Below are 20,519 nucleotides of genomic sequence, written 5' to 3'. Positions count from 1 at the left end.
CCGGGCGGTTGAGCGCGGAACCCGGGACTACCACTAGTCTCCATTGGCTGAGGCAACGAGGGTGGCCACTGAGGCCAACGGGGAGGATGACCACCATGCGGACGCTGGTCACGGTCGTGGGCGAAGGGGGTGAGCCGCACGACGTCGTGATCACGACGGACGACGCGGCCGCCGCCAGTGATGTCGCGGAGGCGCTGGCCGCCACGCTCGGACACCCCGCCGCCCCACCCGGCGGCGCGCCGGGAAACGTCGTACCGATGCCCGGCACGGCCCTGGCCGCACTGCCCGGCTACGGCACGGCGCCGACGAGAGCACCCTCACTGTGGGCGGACGGAGTGCACTGCGACCCGGCGGCACCGGCGACCAACGTCCTTCAGGACGGCATGCGCGTCACCGTGGACGACTCGATAGGCCCGCTGCTGCGCCGCGGTGAACCAGTCGGCCAGTACGAGCTGAAGGTCGTCGGCGGTCCCGCGGCCGGCCGAGTGATCCGGCTGGACGCCGGAGCGGCCACCGTCGGATCGGCCGGCACCTGCTCGCTGGCCCTGCCGGACACCTCGCTGCCGCCGGTGGCGCTCCGGCTGACCATCGACATTCAGGGCAACACCACCCTCAGCCCGGAGGGCGGCGCCGAAGTACAGCTCGACGACGCGGCGGTGACGGACAAGACCGCATGGCCGCTCGGCGGTGTCGTACGCGTCGGCGACTCGCTTCTCGCCCTCGACCAGGTGGCCCGCCCGGACGCGCACCTGTCCCCGATGAGCGAGGGCGGCCTCGCCTACAACCGCCCACCCAGACTCTCCCCACTGCGGCCCCGGCGGCGGCTCGCGGTACCGGTGCGGCCCACGAAGGGAGAGCGGGCCCGCTTCCAGTTCATCATGGCGTTCATGCCGCTGGCCTTCGGCCTGGGCATGTACTTCGTCACCAAGCAGATCTACATGCTGCTCTTCTGCCTGATGAGCCCGATGATGATGCTGGGCCAGTGGCTGAGCGAGAACCGCGAGGGCAAGAAGAAGCACAAGACCTCCCTCAAGCAGTACAAGAAGGACCTGGCGGCTCACCAGGCCGAACTGGCCGCCCTCGGCAAGGAGGAGCAGCGCGCCCGCCGCGAGGACAGCCCCGATCCGGCCGAGATCCTGCTCTTCGCCACCGGGCCGCGCCGCCGCCTGTGGGAGCGCCGGCTCACCGACCCGGACGCCATGCAGCTACGGATCGGTGTCGGCGGGCTCCCCTCCGATGTCGAGCTGGTCAACGGACGCGGCGGCACCTCGTACGACGAGGACCGCCCCGAACCCCCGGTCCTGCCGGACGTGCCGGTCACCCTTCCCTTCGCCGAGCTCGGCGTTGTCGGCGTCGCGGGTGACCGGGTCCGGGCGCTCGCCACCGCCCGCTGGCTCGGCGTGCAGGCCGCCGTCCTGCACAGCCCGCGGGACCTCTCGCTCGTATCGCTCGCCGCCACGCCGGCCGCCGGAGGCGAGTGGCACTGGGTGCGCTGGCTTCCGCACACCAACCCGGACCAGGGGCAGGACTGTGTCGCGCTGGTCGGCTGTGACTCCGAGGGGATCACCCGCCGGGTGAACGAGCTGTTGAACGAACTCGCCCGACGCAAGGTGGCTCGCGAGCAGAGCAAGATGACGGGCCAGCTGTACCCGGACCCCAACGTCCTGCTGATCCTCGACGGGGCCCGGCTGCTGCGCCGGGTACCAGGCGTCCCCCAACTCCTCACCGAGGGACCGCAGTACGGCATCCTGGCCCTTTGCATCGACGAGGACGAGCGACTGCTGCCGGAGGAGTGCAAGGCGGTGGTCAGCTGGTCCCCGGACACCGCACACCACGTCCGGGTGCGCGGCTACGGCCTGGAGTCCGTCGGCGACATCCTGGCCGACCAGGTCAACGCGGAGTGGTGCGAACTGCTCGCCCGCTCGCTCGCGCCCGTGCGGGACGTCAGCCGGGACGACGCCGACAGCGCGCTGCCGACCTCCGCGCGACTGCTGAACCTGTTGGGCATGCCGGACCCGACCGGCGTCGACGTGGAGCGGATCTGGAAGGCGGGCGGCTCGACGACGGCCGCGCCCATCGGCATCGCCGCGGACGGCCCGTTCGTCCTGGACATCCGGCGCGATGGCCCGCACGCGCTGGTCGCGGGTACCACGGGTGCCGGTAAGTCCGAGCTGTTGCAGACGATCATCACCTCGCTCGCCGTCGCCAACCGCCCGGACGCGCTCAACTACGTCCTCATCGACTACAAGGGCGGCAGCGCGTTCATGGACTGCGCCCGCCTGCCCCACACGGTGGGCATGGTCAGCGACCTCGACGCCCACCTGACCGAGCGCGCCCTCGCCTCACTCGCGGCCGAACTGCACCACCGCGAGAAGATCCTCTTCGACGCCGCGGCCAAGGACATCGAGGACTACAACGACACCCGCAAGCTCCGCCCCGAGCTGGAGCCGATGCCCCGACTCGTCCTGGTCATCGACGAGTTCGCCTCGCTCGTCGCCGAACTCCCCGACTTCATCGTGGGCCTCGTCGACATCGCCCGCCGTGGCCGCTCCCTCGGCGTTCACCTGATCCTGGCGACCCAGCGGCCCGCGGGCGTGGTCAGCGCGGACATCCGCGCCAACACCAACCTGCGCATCGCGCTGCGAGTGACGGACGCCGCGGAGTCGATGGACGTCATCGACGCCCCCGACTCCGGCGCGATCGCCAAGTCCACTCCCGGTCGCGCCTACGTGCGCTCCGGGGCCCAGTCCCTGACCGGCGTCCAGTCCGCCCGCATCGGTGGCCGCAGGCCCGCCACCGGCCAGAGCGGCCCCAAGGCCGAACTCGTTCCCCTTTCCTGGGACTCCTACGCTCGCCCGCTGCCCAAACGGCAGGAGTCCGAGGACGACGGCACGATGGTCACCGATCTCGCCGTGCTCGTGGACGCCATCCGCGACGGCTCCGACCGGATGGGCTTCGGCGAGCAGCGCAGCCCGTGGCTGGCGCCGCTCGGACAGCGGGTGACGCTGGACGAACTGGCCGAGTTCGACACCACGGCGGAGGAGGCGCAGGACGTACGCCCCATCCCGTTCGGCCTGATCGACCTGCCCGCCGAGCAGAGCCGCAAGCCCTTGGTCCTGGACCTGGTGCACGGTGAGCACACCATGTTGCTGGGCGGCGCGCGCTGTGGCCGCTCGACAGCGTTGCGCACCCTCGCGGGTTCCCTGGCGCGCACGACATCCCCGTACGACGTGCACGTCTACGGCATCGACTGCGGCTCCAACGCCCTGCTGCCACTGATGCGCCTCCCGCACGTCGGGGCGGTGGTCAGCCGCGACGAGCCCGACCGGGTACGCCGCCTGATCGACCGCCTGCTCGCGGAAGTCGCCCGGCGCCAGCAACTGCTCGCCATGGAAGGCGCGTCCAGCGCCGCCGAACAGCGCGCGGCCGCAGCCCCCGAGGACCGGCTGCCCTGGATGGTGCTGCTCCTCGACAGCTGGGAGGGCTTCGTCTCCACCTTCGAGAGCTTCAACTACGGTCAGCTGATCGAGTCCATGCAGCGTCTCTTCCGTGAAGGATCCGCGGTGGGCCTGAAGGTGGTCATGACGGCTGATCGCAGTGGCCTGAGCGGTAACGTCGCCTCCGCCTTCGCGGACCGCCTGGTGATGCGCTTCGCCGACACGAACGACTACTCCACGGCCGGCCTCCAGTCACGTGAGGTGCCCAAGAGCATGGCGCCGGGTCGCGCCCTGCGGCTCACCGACGTCGGCGTCGACGAGACGCAGATCGCCCTGCTCGACGAGGACCCTTCCGGTCAGGCCCAGGTGCGTGCGCTGCGCGCCATCGCCGAGCAGGCCGCGGAACGTCACGGCCGACTGCCCGCGAGGCACCGTCCCATGCGCGTGGACGCCCTGCCGTCCCGCATCACGGCCACCGAGGCGCTCGCCCTCGACCCCGACTTCGCACCGCCGTCGCCGCTGTGGGCGTTGTTGGGCGTGGGTGGCGACGAACTGCAGCCTGTCGGCGTCGACTTGGAAGAGAGCGGGCCGGGCTTCGTCATCGCGGGCCCGCCGAAGTCCGGCCGCTCGACCTTGCTGATGGCCGCCACGCAGTCCCTGCTGGCGTCCGGAACCCCCGTCGTCCTCGTCACCCCACGCCGCTCGCCGCTGCGCGACCTGGAGGGCAGCGACAACGTCCTTGGAGTGCTCAACGCGGACAGCAGGGAGGACGACCTGGAGGAACTGGTGGGAGCAGTCGGAGAAGGCTCCTACGCCGTGGTCGTCGACGACGCGGAACTCCTCTACGACACCCGCCTCGACGAGGCCCTGGAAGCCCTGGTCCGCAAGGGCGCCGACGGTGGCATCGGTCTGATCGCCGCCGGCATGACGGACAGCCTCTCGGGCCAGTACCGAGGCTTCGCCGTGGAGGCCCGCAAGTCCCGCAACGGCCTGCTCCTCACCCCGCAGAGCCCGTCGGAGGGCGAGCTGTTCGGGATCCGCCTGCCGGCCAACAGCGGGGGCGGTCCGGCGGGCAGTGGGCTGTTCATTTCGGGTGGTGCGTTCATGCCGATCCAGGCCGTCATGAACGGCTGATCGCCTAGCGACGGATACGACGAACAGAGGGAGAAGAGGGTGGACGCCCCGCCCGTTCGGGCGGGGCGCGCCGAGAGTGGACCCATGGGAAAGAAGAAGACGAAGAAGCGGTGGAGGGACGACTGGACGCTTCCCCCGAAAGCCGCCGTACAGAAAGCTCGCCTGGCCGAGACCCGTAGGCGGCTCACCGATGTGCGGCAGCCTGTGCCGCAGCGGAGGCTGATCCTGGCGCTCTTCGCTCTGGGCGTGGTGACGGCGTGCGGGACTCTCTTCTTCCGGCTCCCCTCCCAGACACTCGTGAATGACTTGCGCTCCCGCGGGGTGTCCGTCTGGGCTGAGGTCACGTCCTCGCCTAGAGATAAGTACGGCAACGCCGGCAACGTGAAGGTTCGATTCAATGGGCCCAAGGGCGAGATCGAGACCTCGCTTGATGACTGGGGAGGCCGACGGCCTGAAGGCCTGGTTCCCGGTACCGCTGTATCCGTGACCTACGACCCTCGAGATCCCGCCCGAGTGCTGACGACGGAGTGGGTGAAGAACCCACCAGTCATGACGTTTCCGATGCTCGTCAGCCTGGCGCTGTCCCTCGTCATGCTGGCCGGCGCGGCCTTCCTCACCATCAGGAGACGCGCCTTGCTGAAGGCGAGGAGCCGGCTCGAAGCAGCCTGAACGTCAGGGCATCAGAGACGACAAGGCCCGGGGGACCCTCCGCGCCCCCCTTTTCACGCCAACGGGGCACCGCATCCCGACCTCGACGGTCTGGGATCCGGTGCCCCGGTAGGCTGTGACACCCGCGCGGTACGCCTGAGATCAGGTGGCGCGCTCGATGTTGTCGGCGCTGGTGTTCGCCGACTTGCTGGCGTCGTTCAGCGTGTCGACCCACTTCTCGAAGGTCGGCTTCACCTGCTGCCAGTCGTCACGGAAACGGTCGGCCTTGGGACCCTTCCAGAAGCTCGTGCTGTCGGCCGTGGCCGTCTGCAGGTCCTTGATCAGGATCTGCAGGTCGTGGGCCTTGCGCGAGTAGGTCTTGGACAAGTCCCGGAGCCGTGAGAGATCTGCACCGCGATCCATAGCGATCCTCCCCGTGTAGTCAGAAGCAAGCGGACTATCCGTTTGCAACAGTGGACGCTACCGCACCATACGTAGTTCCCGTCCAGCGCCCTCGACGACTAAACCGCTTGTTTCCAAGGGGTGTTGATCCGGACGAGACGCTGATGAGGGCATATGGGGGCAGCAGTGCTGAGACGGCTGGGACAAGCAGCGCTGCGTCAACGCCCGTGATCCCGTGCCTACTTGTCGGACTCGCTCGTCCGTCTCATCCGTACCGCCTTGTCCGTGAGCTCCGACACCTTGAACAGCACCCCCGCGAACTCGACCGTGTCGCCGACCCGGACGTCCTCGTAGTCGGCCACCATCACGGCCGCGCAGTTGCCGCGGAAAAGGGCCGTCCCGGTCTTGGTGCTGATGTAGTGGACGGTGATGGACAGTCCGGTCGGGAAGCTCCACACACCGCCGTTGCGGAGCACCGACAGGGTGCCGCCCTTGGCCGGGAAGCCCGCCGACGCGGCGGCCAGGACCTCGGTGTTGGTGGTGAAGCAGAGGCCGTTGTCGGCCTTGCCGCCGGCCGACTTCATGGACTTGGGGGCTGCGGCGAGTGCAGCCTTGTCCTTCGCATCCTTCGGCTCCAGGACGACCCGGTAGGAGCAGATCTGCCGAACGGTGTACGAGTGCCCGGAGACGGTGATCGGCTGTCCGGGCCGGACGGTCTGCTGGGTCTGGCCCGACTTGTACTCTGCCCCGTCGCGAAGGACGGCGGTGCGTGTTGTGCCGTCGGCGTGTGCGGCGGCGTACTGCACGCCACCGTCGCCCGGCAGCCTGAACCCGCCGCCGCGTAGGACGTGCAGCCCGTCCGCCGGGGCCTTGCCCACGCAGAGGGGCCCCTTGTCGCGGGCCGGTGCCGCCGCCGGGGTGGCGCCGCCGCCGTCGCCGGACGCGCCGCATCCCGACAGCAACAGTGCCGCGGTGACGCCCGTGATGGCGTACCTACTCGCCGGCCTGAGCACCGGGTACCTCCTTCTCGTCGTCGCCCGCACGCTCCAGGACAATACGGGTGCGGTACTCGACCGCGGCCACGCGCCATGCATCGCCGGTGATCTCGATGACGTCGCCCGGGACGAGGTCGTCGTACTCCGCGACCAGGCGCCCTTCGCAGTTGACCTTGATCTGGCCGTGGACCGCGGGCTGCGCGAAGATGCTCGCGACGATCCGGTGGTCTTGCCCGTCGTGCTCGACGGTGTACGGACGGTGGTAGCGCAGCGGCCAGCGGCCGGCGATCTCGAATGGGTATTTCACATGTGGCTGGTCAAGGGACATCGAACGCCTCTGGGCCCTGGAAGTACTTGTTGAACTGTTCCTGTGACACGGTGAGCGGCGGGTAGTCGGACCCCCACGGGTTACCGAGGATGACCTTGCCGTCGTCCGTGAAGCCACGGACGTAGTAGGCGTGGTTGGTGCAGTAGGACTTCTTCCAGTCCGACGAGGGGAGGTCCTTCTCCAGGCTCTCGTCGTCCGGGGTGGAGACGGTGACCACCTTTCCCGAGTCGAACGCCTTCTTCAACGAGTCCAGGTTCTTGTCGTCGTGCTCGCCGATGCCCAGGAAGCCGCCTGTGGTCATGTCTTCGCCCTTGTGCCCCGTCAGGTAGGGAGCGGACTTTTTCGGGTCGTCCCCCTCTATCCCTCCGTAGCCGCGCTCGCCGTCGCCGTCGTCCGAGTAGACCATCGCGAAGGCCTTCTCGTAGTACGCCGGCCAGCTCTCGCCGTTGCCGTACGTGCTGATCGGGTTGCCGTTCTGGTCGGTGGGCAGGTCGGCGGTCATGGTGACCCATTGGTAATTGCCCTGCTTGTCCCAGACACGGACACTGACCGTGCCGTTCGGATTCTGCTTGATGCCTTCCTCGACGAACTTCGGGTCCTTCTGAGCCAAGCCCGCCAGCGAGGCGACGTACCAGCAGTCACCGAACTGGTGCTGGTTGACGTCGTCGGCCGAGACGCCGTCCTTGAACAGCGGATCGCTCGGTGTCGCCCAGTGAATACCGCTGTTGGACTGGCCGTTCTGGTTGTTGCCGCCGTCCTCGTACGCGCCGGTGTTGGTGAACGTCGGCTGCATACCGGGGAAGGCCGCCTGGAACTTCGGCACATTCTCGGGGCTGATCTTGGAGAGCATCAGGCTGAGTGTGGCCCGGCGCTTGTCCTCCGGCAGCCCGTTTTCGTCGAACGGGCTCCAGGGTGAGTCGCTGGTGTCGGTGACCAGCTTGTTGTAGAACGCGAGGTCCTTGGGGGACGCCTTCGTGACGAGTGCGTCCAGTTCGGCCGCACTCAGTCCGTCCAGTTCGCCGGAGACCTTCTCGAGGTCGTCGCGGTTGCCGTTGGCGCCGAAGTCCTTGCCCTGCAGATCCTGCAGATGGCGCAGGGCTTCGTCGATCTTCTTGGCATCGGGCGCCTTCTCGTCCAGGAAGACGCTGCTGTCGCTGACCGGATAGCCCTTCTTCTCCAGCTCCTGTACCGCCTCCAACTGCTTGATGCGGCGCTTCATCGACGTCTGCATGTCGTCGAGTTCTCCGCCGAGCAAGCCGGGCAGGCGCGAGCGTCCGAAGAAGGGCATGGGGATCAGGTCACCGACGATGTCCTGAAGGTTCGGGTCACGAGAGGCGGGCTGGCCCGGCGGCAGATTCTGCTGGGCGGTGGTCAGGACGCCGGCGAGCTGTGTGTGCAGCTTCCCGGAGTTCTGGCCGAGCGAGTCCAGGTCGCGGGCGAGTTGGGTGAGCTTGGCGGCGTCGAACCCTCTGAATGTCATCAGTGGCCGCCCGTTCCAGCCTTGGCCTTGTCCTTCTCCTTGGCCTGCCTGTCGAGTTCGTCGGCCTCGTTCTCCCAACGGGTGGCGTCGGCCAGTAGCGCGCCGCCCATGTTGTTCAGCGTGCCCCGGCGCTGCTGGAGCTTTGCGGTGCACTCGTCGGCGAACGGGCCCTGCCAGATCGCGCCGTCGTCCTCGCCGGTACGGAAGAGGGCGGCGCGCGGTGTGGCCTTCTTGACCGCGTCGTCGAGATACGGACCGAGCCTGCGGGCAAGCGATCGTGCGTCCCGCGCACACCCACGTAGTCGTTCCGCCCGCGCCTTCAAGTCGGCGGCGTCCTTGTCCTCCGTGGCCCCCATGTACTGTCCCCTCCCAGCCGCTCAATGCCCCACTCATGCAAGCGAGTTGATCCCGAACGTCGCCGCCGAAGCATAGGGGAGGACGAGTGGGGCCACCGCTGGCGGGGGAGGAACATCCTCGAACGTCACATCGTCGTCACACTCGCGTTTGGTACTGCCGGGCTCGTAGAGGCCTGAGTTGGCGGACCCTCATGCAAGTCCAAGGTCAGTGCTGGTCCATAAACCCCGACCGAGCTACGTCATAGGAAAATCTGGGATCATGGCAAAGGCGAAAGCAAGGCGGCGATCCAGCCACCCCACAGTGATCGAAACATCAATGCTGGTGTCGATCTCTGGAATGCCCTTGGAGACCATCACCAACTCGTCTTCAGTTCTCCATTCCAGCGTGCGGCCCTCCGAGGCCGGGGTGTCACCGTCCGCCGCTGCCTCCAGGATCACATTGAGAGTCGACTCAAGTCCGCGTAGCGCCAGCCTCTTTGCACCATTGTTTGCGAGGGACCATTTGTTGCGGCCGGCGATCTCGGGATGTCCCGGCTGGTCTATGCGCCAGGTATGGTGAACCAACTTGTTCGAGGAAGGAATGCGACGGATCGTGCCGATCACCTGCCCTGCACCGTCCCGAACGGTACGGTGCACCTCCTTGCCGACGTCGATGGGACCGTCCACGGAGCAGAGAACACGCTGGGCCGTTACGTCCTCGTAGAGCGTGGGCTCATGCACTGGGTTCGTGGGTGAGTCGGTCCGGAAATAGGCGCAGGGCGCATAGGTCCGAACGTCCTTCGCCTGTTTGGGAACCCGCACCGCGAGCCGCCCGAGCTGAGACTTCTTTCCGTGGATGACTGATCGCTCGGTCCTTCCGATGGTGAAGCGGCGAACGCCCCTCCAGTCGGCGGCGGGTACAGGAGGCTCCTGCTCCTGCGCCTTACGTTTACCGAAGACCATCGACGACTCCCTCTATCGCTTCTGCACTACAACAAGACCGACTGCCCACCCAGTGACTTCCTTCGTGTCGCCGCTGGCCCACTCGTTCTGGCCGACGATCTCCGATTGAGGCCGGTCGATAGGCCAGGAGTGCCGCTTGGGCGGGATCCGTTGAAGGCTGCCGATCGCGTGCCCTTGCTTGCCCGCGCAGACGGGCCCCTTGTCACGGGCCGGTGAGGCCGTCGCCGGACGCGCCGTATCCCGACAGCAACAGCGCCGCGGCGACGTCCGCGATGCCATACCTACTCGCCGGCCTGAGCACGGGGTTCCCTCTTCTCGTCGTCGCCCGCACGCTCCAGAACTACATGGGCGCGGTACTCCATCGCGGCCACGCACAGTGCGTCGCTGCCGATCTCTATGACGTCACTTGAGGTGAGGCCGCCGTCCTCCGTGACCAGACGCCCGGCGCAACGGCTGCCCGTCCATGGGCGCCTCATGGCGACACCGACTGGTTCCTGAGCATGGGATGGTCGCAACCGGTTCAGGGGCTCCACCGCCTTTGTTCGTCCGCGTGAGCCCGAGGGTCAGGGTTTGGGGTTCTTGAGATCCTTTGCGGACTGGTCGCAAGCGTGGGCCTCCTTACGAAGAGCTTCGGCGACGGTGTCGCACTTTGTGCGCCATGTCTTCAACTCGCCACGGATGCGGTCCGAGTGAGGTCCGGCCCATTTCTTCATGGTGACTGTGACGAACGTGTGCGGGGTATTTGTCATGCCTGCGATGTGATCCGCCAGGCTGCGGAGCTTGGTAGCGCGTTCAGTCAACTCCGCTACATCCGGGTTAGCCATGGGTGCTCCTTCAGAGAGTGCTCGTCCGGCAATTCATGAATTTTCCAGCGATCGCAGAACTGGCCTTGGTCTGTTCCAGCTAATCTGCAGAAGGTTCGTTCGAACGCGGGTTGAGTAGCCTGTTCAGGGCCCCGGAGACCGCTCCTGAAGGGGTAAGCTCCATAGTGTCGACCTCTTCGAAGACAATGGCCAGGGCAAGATCGACAGCATCCACGTCTCCGATTGCGGTGCCGAAGCTGCTCATCCCTTTGCCGGCAGAATTCTTCCCGCGGGTGAGCGTGATCAGGACGTCGGAGCGTCTGAGGGTGGCGCCTTTTTCGAAGCCGGCAACCGAGTACTCGTAAGAGCGCCCCTGGTAGGTCAGCTTCAGCGCGCGCGCTGCGCTGCGGAGGGCCTTGGTGTTGAAGTCGAGTTGGGCGGGGTTGCCGTCGATGGTGAGGCGGGCGTTCTTCAGCGTCGGCCGGCCTGGGCCGACTGTTCGGTACACGACCTCCGGCATTTGATCGCCGTAAAGACGCACTTCGAGCTGCCTACTACCTGCCTTGACAGACGGCTTCTTTCGTTCAGCTTCAACGGTCACATCACCGAACGGCCCTACAGTGCCTTTTCGGCCGTGCTCCACCTTGTGAAAGAACGGCCTCAACTCAAACTGAAATTCTGTCATTGCTCTCTTACCGCAGCTAGTTTCTCGTCGTTCATCAGAACCAGTTCATCGGGTTGGCTTTCTTTGCAACGCTCTTCGCGCCGTTCGCAATACCCTTTCCAACCTTCGACGCCTTGTCGCCGACCCAGTCGACCGCCTTCCCTGTACCTGCCTTGATGTCGTCCCAATGCTCGACGACTTTGGCTCCGCCGTAGACCAGGCCGGTGCCGACGGCCAGGCCGATGGTGACCGGGTTCGGCGCGACCATCGCGGCGGTGAGGGATGCGTTGAATCCGACCTCCGCCACGTCCGCCACATACCCGGCGCCCTTCTTCTTGAAGGCCTCGACCGGGTTCCCCTGTGCGGCGACGTTGGCGATGCTGACACCGGTCGCGACGGCGCTGGCGCCGACACCGGCGACGCGGAGGAACCCGCCGGCCTTCGACGCCGTGCCCAGCCCTTTGAGGAGAGGTGAGGCTGTTTTGCCTGCGGCGATAACGGCAGGGCGGGCATTGTTGATCTTCTGGAAATACGAGGCCGAGCGGAAGACCTTGTACAGGCTCGCCTGTCCGGCGCGGGAAACAAGTGCACCTGAGTGGGTAGCTCCGCCGTACCGCATGGCCAGCGCGTCGGATCCGACCATGAAGTTGATGCCCTTGGTCACCAGAGGGGAACGCACCAGCGGCAGCGTACGAAACGCGTCCCAGCCTTGTCCCAGCCAGGCGGCCCGGCGTGACGCCATGAATGGGATCTGGCTGGCGTTCTGGTAGAGCCTGCTCCCGGAGAACATGTTCCCCAATTGACCAGGGAGCCAACTACCTGGCGCGCTCAGGGAGCGCAACTGACCGGCCGGGATCCGGCTCAGAACGCCCCCGAGCCGGGCGCGGAAGGCGCCGCCGCGGGCCCACCACGAGGAGTCGACAGCGGTACGAAGTGCGCCGTTGTACCAGGAATTCTGAAGGAGGACCTTTCCCATGGCGGTGCCCGAGAGCAGGGTCACGCCGCCAATTTTGAGCACGCCCGTAACGTCACTTACATTATTGAGGAAGGTTTCGATGTCTTTCTCGCCGACCTCCTTGAGCCCGGGGATCTTTGCCAGATAGTGCGACTCGATGCGCGCCAGCCAGTCGCTGTACGTCTCCCGGTCGCCTCGCTTGAAGAGCTCATCCTCCCGTATGATGGCCGCACGCTTACGCATGTCGGATGGGTTGTCTCTGGCCCAAGCCTGCATTGGCTTGATGGCGGTCAGCTTGTCGGATACACCAAGGGCGGAGGCGCGTATGAAGGCCTCGTTCAGCTTGTCCGTCAAGCCCCCTTTTCCGTCCAAGAGCTTCGCGAGCTGGTCCAGGTCATCTGGATTGACATTTCGCATTCTGGTCCCCTGTGACTTCGCGCAAATTGTGCGTCCGACCGGAACGTCTGAATGGTTGGGTTATCGCCTCAGAACGTTCAAATGTGTTGAGCTTGCTTTGGGCCCCGAAGGCCTGTGGTGCCTATCGGACGTCCTATGTGGCGTTTCGGGGCCGTTTCGTCCTTGCCGAGTCAGCTCCTTAAGTCGCCACGTGTGATGTCGACTTCCGAGTGGCCCGGCTCGCGATGGTTGCGATGTGGGCGCCTTACGGAACAGCGGGCCTGGCCAACGAGGCTGCGGGGGCGAGACACCCGTCTGGTCGGCTCTGGGCTTTCCAGGAGTCCGCCAGGAGCCCGCCCCCTCTCCTCGCTTCTTGACGGCCGAGGAACGCGATGGCCGACAGTGGGCGGCGACTAGACCCTCTCCCGAACCAGATCCTCCTTGTCCGGCAGAAGATCGGCGAGTTTGTCCCAGACCTCGCCGGCGCTGGAACGGACGACCAACAGCGGGCTGTCTGGACCGACTTGACCTTCCTGGATCGGCTCCTGCGGCTCTGTGCGCAGCCAGTAGCCGTGGCGACCGCAGTCCCACACTGCGATACTCCGCACCTCTTGGGCGCCCTTCTTGCCTTCCCAGGCAGCGGTGATGCGCCAGGCAGAGTCGAGAGACAGCGCGAGCTCGACGAGCGCGGAGAGTTCGGGTTCGGCGAGGTCGCTCGCTTTGGCGAGCGCGCTGAGAGCAGCCGTCTTGGCAGCGGAAATATCGTCGGGCGCGCTCCCCAGCGCGGCGAACACCTCGTCGAGCGCGCCCATCGTCGCCCTGATCTCGGAGACGGCCGTGAGCTCTGAGTCATCGAGCTCGACGCGCTGCAGCTTGACCTTGCGGGACATTTCCCAGACCAGGGTCTGCGGTTCGATCGGAACGTACTCGGCCTCTTCTTCTCCAGGCCATGCATCGTGAGAGAAGACGGCATCCTGACCCACAACGAGACCATGGGTAAGGACACCCTGCTGACCGGTTACCTCGGCCTGGATCACGACCATGGGACGCGCCAAGGTGGTCAGGAATTCGCGGAGCAGAGGGGAAAGTTCACCCTCGGGGCCGACGAGGCCGATCTGCTGGAGTTCACCGAGTGAGTGGTACAGCTCGGCGGGCGGTGTTTCCTTGTCCAGTAGGTGGGCGAAGACGGCGATGTGGCGGTCAGCCAGCTTGAACCGGCCTCGTGCACTGTCGAATGAGGGCATGCGTCCTGTCTCTCTTGCAGAGTTGGGTGCTGGCGCGGGGGCGCTTGTTTCCGGAAGGCGTCTGGATCAGTTCGACGACCAACTGCTGTTGGTCGCCGCCTGAGTCAACGCGGCGAGGAAGGCTGTGCGGTCACGGGTGGCGATGCGAAGGTGCTCGCCCTGCCGAGTACGGATCACGACACTGGCCATGCCCATGGGGACAGCCCAGCCGCCGCCCACGAGTCGGGCGTTGCTTTGGCCGAAGCTGGTGGGAGCGCCGGCCGGAGAACCTGTCTGAGAGGCCGCCGCCTGCACGGAAGCAGGCTCGATTTCTGCGAGAGCGATGCGCTCGCGGCCGACGCGCAGGGTTTGTGTGTCGATCTGGATGCGGTTGTAGATGAACTTCGAGAAGGGGACGACCAGGCAGGGCAGCAGCAAAAGAAGGAACAGCGCGCACATGCCGAGCCAGAGGCCGAACTCGTCAGGAATCGTGTCGATCCCCATGTACCCCATGCCGACCAGGTATACGGAAATGCAGATCGCGGACCAGGTCTTCGGTGACTTCTCTGCGTAGAGCATTTTCTCTCTTTTGATCTCCGGTGCCGAACGGGAATGGTCTCAGTGATCCTTGGATTGGATCTCCTGGATGGTGACGTCCTGGTGGGTTCCGCCGCTGCCGTCGGGCAGGTCGCCGGGCGTGGTAGCTGGTGGCTGTCTGGGTACGGGCCGCGTCACCGAGAGCGATGTCCTTGACTGCGTCGCCAGTCGTCCAGCCTTCGGAGCCGTCCTTGACGTCTTTGGGTAGAGCGTCGTCGCGGCGTTCGAAGTTGCCTGGTGGTCTCGCGCTCGGTGACTTCGATGCGCCCTTGGCGCCCCGGCTGCTCTCTGCCTTCTTGTCGCTGGGCTTGCGGTTGCCGTCTCCACCACCACAGGTTCCAGCAGCGTGGCCGCGGCTAGTGCGGCAGTAATTGGCACAGTGCAGTGCTTCACAGTGGACCCCCCGTGAGGCAAAAGTTCAGCCAAGCGTACAGACGGTATCGGTGAGCTACCTGGTTCCGCCAGATGAAGTGGCGTCTAAGCAACGGTAATTCAGGACGTTGTGGGATTTTACGGGTGCGTTGTTGTGCGCTGAGTGGTCCATGGAAAGTCACGGGAGCCTCGGATGTTTGGGGTGTTGCAACCCCCGAGTCGTCGCTGCTGCTGGCTGTGGGGTGGACCCCGGGCCGTAGGCGGCAGTGGAGGATGGGCCGGGCCGTGGCGCTGCCGTTGGGTGCTTGCCGGCACAACGGGCAGCCCAGCAACCCGGTTTCACCGCAGGCTCACACGCCTCACTAGCGTCATAGCTCTCAGCCGGGTTCGCCCGCTCGGCAAAGGTGTCACAAATGCGCTTCGGGTGCCTGGAGCACTCCTTGACTCGGTTGACGCCAGCCTCCTTGTCGCTCAAGGCGGCGCCCTCAACAGCGCCCGCGGCATGCCCGCGAGCCCCGGACCGATCAACACCATCGCGAAACCGGACACATGGGCGCCCTGGCGTCCGATGCATCGAAAGCGGTGATTGCGACGGCCTCGGTCGAGATGCGCGAGTATCGGAGCGTCAGGATGTAGTGCAGACCGTTTTGCCCTTAAAGGTGAGGCCCTGGTCGGCGGCGGTTAGTAAACCCTCCGCGACGTCGGTTTTGGTTATCCGAGCCGCCTGGTCATCGCTATCTGTGGCTAAGGGGGAGACCTTCCACCCCCGCTTCTCGAGATATGCGGTGCTCTTCGCGATAAGTTCCTCGTTGGACTGCATTTCGTCCGGGTCCCATCCGGCGATGCGTATGGAGGACTGCTCGCTCGAGCATCCGGATGCGCTGTTTTCTTTGCCGAATTCGTCGTTGGAGTAGACCGCCTTGGCAGTCGCTGCCTTGATTGCCGCGTGCAATTCTTTCGATGTGGTGGCCTTGATTCTCTGGATGGTCTGGGCTTGCGGCGAACTATTCGCAGGATCTGAATTATGGTTGGTGCAGGCGGCCATCGGCAGGGCTGCAACCACAGCGGTCACGGTGAGAGCTGGCAGGCGGTGGCGGATCAATGTCGCCTCCTCGTAATAGGCGATTTAGGGTCAGATGCTGGACGGTTCAAATGCGTATTGCTTCAGCCGACGCACTTGGTGAAGGCACATGTGCCCTGGCCGACACCGGACCGGCGGGGGCACCGGGGTCGATCGCGGTGGCTGTGACGAGCGCCGGATCACGGTGTGCGTTCAAACACGGTGACGAGGGTTTCAGGCGGTCATTGGAACTGCATGAGTAGGCGTACTCATGTTGGGGCGCGATGGCGTCTCGACAGGCGCTGCATGAAAGGGAATCCGTTCGGGTCTGCATGCTGCTTCCGGAGTGCTGGCCCCAAAACGTGACGGCGCCTGGGTTGCCAACTGACCGGTGACGTCCTGAGCGGCCAGCCCAAGGACATGCGGCTGATCGCCCGCTAGGAGGGGCCGCACCCCGGTGCCCAGGTGAGGATCACGGACCACGAAGAAGCTTGTGCTTCGGTCCAAGTGCCTTGCGGCAAAGACGTCCGACGGTACTTCCGTCTCCGCAAAGGACTTTGACATTCCGCTGAACTGACTCACAGAATCTGCGACGGCCCGCCGATTTCCCGGCAGGCCGTTTGGCAGTCTGGGGAAAGACTCCCTGGTCAGGGTAAGGCGGCGGCAGGAGGTGGATATTAGTCATGACTCGCGGACCATACCTGCCGCGCGAACCCGGAGCCTTTCAGAAGTTGGGTTGACGCTGCAGTCAGCGGTTGACGGACTGGATTTCCTGGACCTTGACGTCCTGCGTGTTCCCAAAGGTGCCCTTGGGTAGCTCTGTCGGGGTGGGGTTGCCGGTGCCCGTCCAGGTGATCTCCCATGTCACGGTTGCCTGGAGCCTGAAGGCTCCCTCGCCGGAGGAGCGAAGGAATTTGACTCCACAGGGCGGAGTTCTGTCGGCCTTGCCCTTGGCATACGGTTCGCCGATCGAGTCGCCATTGAGCACGCATTCACCCGATGAGGGGAAGGTTTCGGCGTCTGCTGTCCCTGGCTTCAACGTGAGGGAGACCGGCTTGGCGGTGGTGGTGGCCTGGATGTTGAGCCCGTCCACATTGAGCGCGGCGGTCACGGACACCTCCTTGAACTTGGCCTTGTCGAGCCAGGCCCATGTGGGGAGGTTGACCTTGGTGGTGCCGGCCGGTGCGAGAGTGGCCTCGGTGGCTGGGAGCTCGATTCGGTTGTAGGCGAGTTCCGCGAGGATCTGAGGCGTCACCGCATTCTTGACCGGCGGTGTGTCGGTGTTCTTCACCCAAAAGGGGGCTTTGCTGCAGAGCTGGGCTTCAGGCTCCGCCCAACGGTCCTCGTCGCGGACAGCGACCCACCACTTGCCCTCATCCTTTTTTTCCAGGTTGTAGTTCTTGTACGTCCCGTCCTTGTAGTCGTTCCGGAACATCCCGACGGAGGTCTTCGCATAACTATGCTGGTCGGGATAATTGATTGTCTCCTCGTACATGTCCTCGACGTACTTCGCAAAATCTTCCGCGGAGCGCGGCTCGTACCAGCAAGCAGGCGGGGTCCAGTTGCCCACCGGCGTGACGTGTCCTGCACCACCGGTGCCGCCGTTTGCGCCAGCGCTGCCCGTGTACGTGATCCTGGATGTGAGAGTTCTCCCGGACCTATTTCCGCTGGTGTCGATCTCACCCTCTGACTTTCCGGGCCCCTTGGCCTGCGCGGTTCCGCCTAACATGCCGAGAGCAAGAATGAGGGTACTCACGGTGACCGTGCCACGCATCAGTGAGCGCATGTCTTGTCCCCCCTCTTCGACATTACGTCAGTCGTCTGCCAGACACCGTTGCTGTTCTTCTTCAACTGCGTGCTGTACGTGACAAACGGACTCTCGCCGGAAGGCGACTTGTCCACCTTTCCGGTCTTGCGGTCTTTGTTGTAGGCCTTACTCTCGTCCGCGCAGTAGACGACCGCGGCAGTTTCCTTGTCGGCGAACTTGATGTTCGGAGCGAAGTAGCGCGTGGTACCCGTCCATGAGAGGCCTGCGTCCAGCCAGGCCTGGATCCATTTCTGAGCGCTCACAAGTGCTTTGCCTTGCCGGTAGTACGCGACTGTTGCCGAGTTCGTGTCTCCCTTGAGGATCGCGTCGTCAACCGCGTTCACCGTCTGGGTCACGTCAGAAAGTACCGCGTCCTTGGTCGGATCGCCGGTCTTCCAGTTCTCGAATCGGTTTTCCACGCCATCCGGGAACTTGATCTCCGGCCTGTCGGTAGGACCGGAAGCACTGGCGCTCGGTGGCGGCGACGATTTGTTGCCGCCCGCGTCAACGCCCGAGATTTTGTCGGCGTCCTTGGAGCTGCCGTCACTGCTACCGCACGCGGACAGCAGCAAGGTCGTGGTTGCGGCGAGCGCGACAGCAACGGGCATGGTGTGGCGCTTCACAGTGGACTCCCCGTGAGATAAGTGGTCAGTCAAGAGCACTGACGCTATCGGTGTGGACCAGGTTCCACCAGGTTGAACTACGGCTGCGATAAGGGTGATTGTGGGTTCACGTCCATTAAAGTGGTGATGCGCCATGTTTTGATCGTGTCTGCATGGGAGTATCTCCCGTCGGGACGCTGCAGGCCGCGGGTGCCGATCTGATGATCTCCGACCCGGCAGTTGACGGGCCGGTCGTTTCTGGCTGCAACGTCACGTACCGCCGGTCGTCCGGCAGAGGTACCTACCCGGTCAAGGTCTAGATCACCTGGCAGGTGGCCTGGACCGACGCTGCCGACCCGGACGGGCCGCCTCGACAGCCGTCTCTCCCGGACGGGTTGTCCACACATGAGCAGGATGTGGCCAGTGGTGATAACCGGCCGTTCACCCGTGTGTCGGCGAAGGCCACTCCACCCCTGCTGCGGCCAGGTGGGCAAGATGCCTTTTCCGTCTGTGGTGAGTTACGCCCAGGCCTACAAGGTAAAGGGCAAAAAACGCACCCCAGATTGCTGCCGCTATGAGTACTCGCCCTACCGTATAGCCGGGAAAGGCGAGGAAGACGGCCATGACGGCTGCGAGGATCAGGATGTTGGTCAGGACTCGCGGATTGTACCTGCCGCAAGCGTCCACGATCATTCGTGAATACAGTAGGTCCACTTCGGGTTGCGCCGAGGGGTCTGGAGTAAGACCGCGACCCGGCACCATCCCGGGAAGCATGTCATCCCGAGCTGCGTCAGGGCAGCCAGGCATCCCGGCGGCGGCGCGCTCTTGAGCCTCGGGCGTGCGGCGGAAGAGGAAATATGGATTGTTCATGGCGGCGCTACCCGGCACGTGCCCCACATATTGATAGCCAAACTTATCCGCAACGTAAGCGAAGGCTGCGAATTTCTTCATCCCGGGGAAGTCGGGTCGGGCCGCATATTCCTCCTTTCCTTCTGCCGCGGCCGTCATCAAGCCACTCATCAGACGCCGTTCGTTCACGATCGAATCCTCCTTCGATGTTCACAGTGCGGGGCGCGACTCGGTCGCAGATCGGGTGGCGATGCCGTCGAGTCGAAGCTCAGTGTGCTGGTCGGCGGGCCCGGCACGCGTAGGGGAGGACCGGACGGGGACTTTCCCGTACCGTGGGCCCGCATTCGCCGCCTGTGAGTAACTTGTGCAGGCCTCGTGGTCCCCCCGTGTGGAGTGGGGGTTCGGGTTGGTCTGGCTCGTGGTGGGCAACGTCCCGGGGTCGGCAACTGAGGTGGGGCCACGTGGGCATGGGCCGGTATTCACTACGTGGTGAACTGGTATGAAGCGGGCGCCCGTTGCAGAGCAGTAACAGTGTTCCCGGTGCCGTAACAGGGGGTCAGAGGTCCCTTGAGGGGCGTATGTGCGGCTGATACGGTGCGATGGCTTGACACTCACCCAAGCGGCGGATAATCACCCAAGTCTGGTGGTGCGTCCGGCGCGTTCCAGCTGCACGGTCGGGGGTGAGGTGTCCTGACTTGCAGAATCTGGCGGAACACTGTCGTGGGCGTACGGGGAGCACTTGCGTGAAGATCCAAGAGCGTACGGGGGCGGGCGCCGGTCGCTCCGCCGCTCCGGCTCAGCAGACGGCCGGTGACCGGCTTCCCGCGCCGCCTCGCGAGCGCAAACCCGCACTGGCCGCACTCGCGGTGCTGCTCATCCTGGTCGGTGCGCTCGGCGCCACCATGCTGGTGCTGCAGGCCGGCGACCGCATCGAAGTCGTGAAGGTGACCAGCGACATCCAGCCCGGGGAGTCCGTCGACAACAGCAAGGTGACCTCCGTGATGGTCGCGGCCGACGAGGGCATCCACTACGTCAAGTGGTCCCAGCTCGGGGCCCTCAAGTCGCTCAAGGCCAGGTCCACCATCTACGCCGGTACTGTCGTCGTCGGTGAGATGTTCGCCGGCAAGAGCAGCCTCCCCGAGGGCAAGGCCGTCGTCGGTCTCTCCCTCAAGGAGGGGCAGTACCCGGCCAGCATCAAGGAGGGGGACATCGTTGCCGCTTACCTCGTCGGCAGCAGCGGTTCCTCCTCGTCCTCGAGCCGGAACGATGCCTCCGCCGGCAGTGTCAGCGGTACGCCGATCGTCGCCAACGCGCGTGTCACCAAGGCGTCGGAGAACAACGGTGACGCCCTCAGCAGCGGAAACAAGCAGATCACGGTGACCGTCGACAAGAACGACGCCCCGGCCCTGGCCAAGGCCGCCGCCGCGGGCGACGTCGCCGTCGTGCTGGTTTCCGGCAACTAAAGGCGA

General features: G+C 65.3%; 19 protein-coding genes. 3 read left to right on the top strand and 16 right to left on the bottom strand.

Annotated elements, in window-relative coordinates; all coding sequences use genetic code 11:
- Window positions 1-95 precede the first annotated feature (95 nt).
- Both ACWDEX_RS11395 and ACWDEX_RS11390 read left to right on the top strand, forming a co-directional pair.
- A complete protein-coding gene (locus ACWDEX_RS11395) occupies window positions 96-4,571 on the top strand; it encodes an FtsK/SpoIIIE domain-containing protein (RefSeq protein ID WP_450463018.1) in 4,476 nt (1,491 codons plus the stop codon).
- A gap of 84 nt (window positions 4,572-4,655) precedes the next feature.
- Entirely contained in the window at window positions 4,656-5,240 is a 585-nt protein-coding gene (locus ACWDEX_RS11390) for a hypothetical protein (RefSeq protein WP_450463017.1), read from the top strand.
- A gap of 141 nt (window positions 5,241-5,381) precedes the next feature.
- Here the strand turns inward: ACWDEX_RS11390 and ACWDEX_RS11385 are convergent, their stop codons facing one another.
- The 16 genes from ACWDEX_RS11385 to ACWDEX_RS11310 all read right to left on the bottom strand — a co-directional run bounded on the left by ACWDEX_RS11385 (window position 5,382) and on the right by ACWDEX_RS11310 (window position 19,239).
- Window positions 5,382-5,642 carry a WXG100 family type VII secretion target gene (locus ACWDEX_RS11385; protein WP_450463016.1) on the bottom strand — a complete coding sequence of 87 codons (261 nt, stop codon included), beginning with the start codon at window positions 5,640-5,642 and terminating at the stop codon, window positions 5,382-5,384.
- 218 nt (window positions 5,643-5,860) lie between these two features.
- Complete coding sequence (locus tag ACWDEX_RS11380) at window positions 5,861-6,634, bottom strand: hypothetical protein (protein WP_450463015.1); 774 nt, start codon at window positions 6,632-6,634, stop codon at window positions 5,861-5,863.
- Window positions 6,615-6,923: a hypothetical protein gene (locus ACWDEX_RS11375; protein ID WP_450463014.1), complete on the bottom strand. Its 309-nt coding sequence runs from the start codon at window positions 6,921-6,923 to the stop codon at window positions 6,615-6,617. Before ACWDEX_RS11375 ends, ACWDEX_RS11380 begins: the two co-directional genes overlap by 20 nt.
- 10 nt (window positions 6,924-6,933) lie before the next feature.
- Window positions 6,934-8,424 carry a C2 family cysteine protease gene (locus ACWDEX_RS11370; RefSeq protein WP_450463013.1) on the bottom strand — a complete coding sequence of 497 codons (1,491 nt, stop codon included), beginning with the start codon at window positions 8,422-8,424 and terminating at the stop codon, window positions 6,934-6,936.
- A complete protein-coding gene (locus ACWDEX_RS11365; protein WP_450463012.1) occupies window positions 8,424-8,780 on the bottom strand; it encodes a hypothetical protein in 357 nt (118 codons plus the stop codon). The genes ACWDEX_RS11370 and ACWDEX_RS11365 overlap by 1 nt, the downstream gene beginning before the upstream one ends.
- Before the next feature lie 234 nt (window positions 8,781-9,014).
- On the bottom strand, window positions 9,015-9,722 hold the full coding sequence (locus tag ACWDEX_RS11360) for a hypothetical protein (protein WP_450463011.1): 708 nt from the start codon (window positions 9,720-9,722) through the stop codon (window positions 9,015-9,017).
- Between the two features lie 281 nt (window positions 9,723-10,003).
- Complete coding sequence (locus tag ACWDEX_RS11355) at window positions 10,004-10,198, bottom strand: hypothetical protein (protein WP_450463010.1); 195 nt, start codon at window positions 10,196-10,198, stop codon at window positions 10,004-10,006.
- An 87-nt stretch (window positions 10,199-10,285) separates the two neighbouring features.
- Window positions 10,286-10,546 carry a WXG100 family type VII secretion target gene (locus ACWDEX_RS11350; protein ID WP_450463009.1) on the bottom strand — a complete coding sequence of 87 codons (261 nt, stop codon included), beginning with the start codon at window positions 10,544-10,546 and terminating at the stop codon, window positions 10,286-10,288.
- Window positions 10,547-10,625: 79 nt separating this feature from the next.
- Window positions 10,626-11,210 carry a hypothetical protein gene (locus ACWDEX_RS11345; protein ID WP_450463008.1) on the bottom strand — a complete coding sequence of 195 codons (585 nt, stop codon included), beginning with the start codon at window positions 11,208-11,210 and terminating at the stop codon, window positions 10,626-10,628.
- Between the two features lie 34 nt (window positions 11,211-11,244).
- Window positions 11,245-12,561 (bottom strand): PE-PGRS family protein, encoded by a 1,317-nt coding sequence (locus ACWDEX_RS11340; protein ID WP_450463007.1) that lies wholly within the window; start codon window positions 12,559-12,561, stop codon window positions 11,245-11,247.
- Between the two features lie 392 nt (window positions 12,562-12,953).
- On the bottom strand, window positions 12,954-13,784 hold the full coding sequence (locus ACWDEX_RS11335) for a hypothetical protein (RefSeq protein ID WP_450463006.1): 831 nt from the start codon (window positions 13,782-13,784) through the stop codon (window positions 12,954-12,956).
- A 66-nt stretch (window positions 13,785-13,850) separates the two neighbouring features.
- Window positions 13,851-14,342, bottom strand: a complete 492-nt coding sequence (locus ACWDEX_RS11330) for a hypothetical protein (RefSeq protein ID WP_450463005.1) — start codon at window positions 14,340-14,342, stop codon at window positions 13,851-13,853.
- A gap of 1,015 nt (window positions 14,343-15,357) precedes the next feature.
- Window positions 15,358-15,834, bottom strand: coding sequence for a hypothetical protein (locus ACWDEX_RS11325; protein ID WP_450463004.1), 477 nt, complete (start codon window positions 15,832-15,834; stop codon window positions 15,358-15,360).
- A gap of 706 nt (window positions 15,835-16,540) precedes the next feature.
- Window positions 16,541-17,578, bottom strand: a complete 1,038-nt coding sequence (locus ACWDEX_RS11320) for a hypothetical protein (RefSeq protein WP_450463003.1) — start codon at window positions 17,576-17,578, stop codon at window positions 16,541-16,543.
- Window positions 17,566-18,222 (bottom strand): hypothetical protein, encoded by a 657-nt coding sequence (locus ACWDEX_RS11315; protein ID WP_450463002.1) that lies wholly within the window; start codon window positions 18,220-18,222, stop codon window positions 17,566-17,568. Before ACWDEX_RS11315 ends, ACWDEX_RS11320 begins: the two co-directional genes overlap by 13 nt.
- 420 nt (window positions 18,223-18,642) lie before the next feature.
- Window positions 18,643-19,239 carry a hypothetical protein gene (locus ACWDEX_RS11310; protein ID WP_450463001.1) on the bottom strand — a complete coding sequence of 199 codons (597 nt, stop codon included), beginning with the start codon at window positions 19,237-19,239 and terminating at the stop codon, window positions 18,643-18,645.
- 554 nt (window positions 19,240-19,793) lie between these two features.
- Here ACWDEX_RS11310 and ACWDEX_RS11305 point away from each other — a divergent pair.
- The gene (locus ACWDEX_RS11305; RefSeq protein WP_450463000.1) at window positions 19,794-20,513 is read left to right on the top strand and encodes a hypothetical protein; all 720 of its coding nucleotides are present in this window, start codon (window positions 19,794-19,796) and stop codon (window positions 20,511-20,513) included.
- The last annotated feature ends 6 nt before the right edge of the window (window positions 20,514-20,519 follow it).

It is taken from the genome of Streptomyces sp. NPDC001020, assembly GCF_053599115.1.
Note: the sequence above shows the minus strand (reverse complement) of the source record. Positions and strands in the feature narration are given on the sequence as shown.

Excerpts from the sequence above, each read along its gene's own strand:
- ACWDEX_RS11395 (WP_450463018.1), top strand. The coding sequence starts at position 96 with ATGCGGACGCTGGTCACGGTCGTGGGCGAAGGGGGTGAGCCGCACGAC.
- ACWDEX_RS11390 (WP_450463017.1), top strand. The coding sequence starts at position 4,656 with ATGGGAAAGAAGAAGACGAAGAAGCGGTGGAGGGACGACTGGACGCTT.
- ACWDEX_RS11385 (WP_450463016.1), bottom strand. The coding sequence starts at position 5,642 with ATGGATCGCGGTGCAGATCTCTCACGGCTCCGGGACTTGTCCAAGACC.
- ACWDEX_RS11370 (WP_450463013.1), bottom strand. The coding sequence starts at position 8,424 with ATGACATTCAGAGGGTTCGACGCCGCCAAGCTCACCCAACTCGCCCGC.
- ACWDEX_RS11365 (WP_450463012.1), bottom strand. The coding sequence starts at position 8,780 with ATGGGGGCCACGGAGGACAAGGACGCCGCCGACTTGAAGGCGCGGGCG.
- ACWDEX_RS11360 (WP_450463011.1), bottom strand. The coding sequence starts at position 9,722 with ATGGTCTTCGGTAAACGTAAGGCGCAGGAGCAGGAGCCTCCTGTACCC.
- ACWDEX_RS11355 (WP_450463010.1), bottom strand. The coding sequence starts at position 10,198 with ATGAGGCGCCCATGGACGGGCAGCCGTTGCGCCGGGCGTCTGGTCACG.
- ACWDEX_RS11350 (WP_450463009.1), bottom strand. The coding sequence starts at position 10,546 with ATGGCTAACCCGGATGTAGCGGAGTTGACTGAACGCGCTACCAAGCTC.
- ACWDEX_RS11345 (WP_450463008.1), bottom strand. The coding sequence starts at position 11,210 with ATGACAGAATTTCAGTTTGAGTTGAGGCCGTTCTTTCACAAGGTGGAG.
- ACWDEX_RS11340 (WP_450463007.1), bottom strand. The coding sequence starts at position 12,561 with ATGCGAAATGTCAATCCAGATGACCTGGACCAGCTCGCGAAGCTCTTG.
- ACWDEX_RS11335 (WP_450463006.1), bottom strand. The coding sequence starts at position 13,784 with ATGCCCTCATTCGACAGTGCACGAGGCCGGTTCAAGCTGGCTGACCGC.
- ACWDEX_RS11330 (WP_450463005.1), bottom strand. The coding sequence starts at position 14,342 with ATGCTCTACGCAGAGAAGTCACCGAAGACCTGGTCCGCGATCTGCATT.
- ACWDEX_RS11320 (WP_450463003.1), bottom strand. The coding sequence starts at position 17,578 with ATGCGCTCACTGATGCGTGGCACGGTCACCGTGAGTACCCTCATTCTT.